The organism is Bacteroides sp. HMSC067B03 (assembly GCF_001811315.1).
GTDB classification, from domain to species: domain Bacteria; phylum Bacteroidota; class Bacteroidia; order Bacteroidales; family Bacteroidaceae; genus Bacteroides; species Bacteroides faecis.
The window spans coordinates 1,313-1,603 of the sequence record NZ_KV804450.1 but is presented as its reverse complement, the minus strand read 5'-3'; positions in this window follow the sequence as shown (position 1 = coordinate 1,603).

The following is a 291-nucleotide window of genomic DNA, read 5'->3' as shown; positions in this document are numbered from 1 at the left end:
CGTTACTTCTTAGGTAACGGATTTAAATTTGACGCAAAGATAGACAAAAATACATGTATTAAACAAATAAAAACCTACTTTTTTTCGATTTAACCCTGAAATTAGAAAAAAATGTATCTAAACATGAAAAAGGCTTATTTTCATGTTTAGGAACTTATATGCCCAATTTTCCTAAGAATCTCAGCTTTCTCTAAAGCTGAGATACTCTCACACCTCCATTTGCCGATGTTTTCCGACTTTTTTCTCCCGAACTGTATTGAAGTATACTTTTCCGTTACCTAAGAAGTAACG